This window comes from Rhodococcus sp. NPDC057014 (genome assembly GCF_042673295.1).
Classification (GTDB): Bacteria; Actinomycetota; Actinomycetes; order Mycobacteriales; family Mycobacteriaceae; genus Rhodococcus_F.
Genome location: NZ_JBHUSF010000630.1, coordinates 1 through 1483 on the forward strand (window position 1 = coordinate 1; position 1483 = coordinate 1483).

Consider the following 1483-nt stretch of genomic DNA (forward strand, 5'->3'; position numbering starts at 1 on the left):
CCGCTACGAGCGCCACGGCGAACACTTCGCCGGTTTCCTCCACCTCGCCGCCGCACTCACCTGCTTCAAGAAACTCCCCACATGAGACACCCTCTCAACCACCCAGCAGATGTGCGATCGGGTCTCGGCGTTCATGGAAGAGTTCGTCTTCCCCGCCGAAAAGCACTTCCACGACAATCCTGCCGCCGGAGACCTGCAGTGGGAACGGCCGGCGATCATGGCGGACCTGAAGAAGGAAGCGAAGGCGCAGGGCCTGTGGAATCTGTTTCTCCCACACGATCCGCGCGGTGCCGGACTGTCGAACCTGCAGTACGCCCCGATCGCCGAACTGACGGGGTGGAGTCCGGAGGTGGCGCCGGAAGCGTTCAACTGCAATCCCCCCGACACTGGCAACATGGAGTTGCTGAGTCTGTTCGGCACCGAGGAGCAGCAGCAACAGTGGCTCGAGCCCTTGCTCGACGGCACCATCCGGTCTGCGTATTGCATGACCGAGCCCGACGTCTCGTCGTCGGATCCGTCGAACCTGACCACGACCGTCACCGACGAGGGCGATCACTGGAAGATCGACGGCCGGAAATGGTGGTCGACCGGTGCCATGAGCAGTGACTGTCGACTTCTGGTGGTGATGGGCATATCCGAGCCGGGCGCGGATCCTCGATCGCGGCACAGTCTGGTGCTCGTGCCCCGGGACACCCCGGGTGTGACCTTCGTGCGGGGTCTGTCGATGTTCGGCTTCACCCACGGTGCCCACGGTGGGCACGCGGAAGTCCGGTTCGTCGACGTTCGTGTGCCCAAGGGGAACCTGCTCGGCGCACGTGGGCGTGGCCAGGCACTCGCCCAGGCGCGACTCGGTCCCGGACGGATTCACCACTGCATGCGCATGATCGGGATGGCTGAGCGTGCACTCGAGCTGATGTGCCGCAGGGCGAATGATCGGACTGCCTTCGGTAAGCACCTCGCCGACCAGGGCGTAATCCAGCACTGGATAGCGGAGTCTCGGGTCAAGATCGACCAACTCCGGCTCTTCGTGCTCCGCACCGCATGGCTGATCGACACCGTGGGTGCACGAGAGGCGCGAACGGAGATTTCGGCGATCAAGGTCGCCGCCCCCGACGCGGTCGGCTGGATCATCGACAAGGCAGTTCAAGTTCACGGTGCCGGTGGGATGACGCAAGATCACCCGCTGGCGATGCTCTGGGCGCAGGCCCGGACCATGCGTTTCATCGACGGGGCCGACGAAGTTCACCGCATGGTTCTGGCTACCCGCGAGCTCCGCAAACACCCCATTCGTTCGGCATGACCATCCCGCACCAGAGCGCCTTCTACACCTTACGAGCAGGAGAAACACCACTGTGAACATTGTCGACACCGCCGCACTGGTCACCGGGGCCGCCTCGGGCCTCGGTGCCGCCACCGCCAAGCGTCTCGCCGACGCCGGAGCCACCGTGTTCGGACTGGACCTGCAGCAGTCCATCGAACGGGC

General features: G+C 64.6%; 2 protein-coding genes. Both read left to right on the top strand.

The window, feature by feature from the left end:
* The first annotated feature begins 109 nt into the window (after positions 1 to 109).
* Positions 110 to 1300, top strand: coding sequence for an acyl-CoA dehydrogenase family protein (locus ACFTZB_RS45580; protein WP_378442584.1), 1191 nt, complete (start codon positions 110 to 112; stop codon positions 1298 to 1300).
* 52 nt (positions 1301 to 1352) lie between these two features.
* Positions 1353 to 1483 (top strand): SDR family NAD(P)-dependent oxidoreductase (locus ACFTZB_RS45585; protein ID WP_378442586.1); only part of this gene is annotated, 131 nt, incomplete at its 3' end.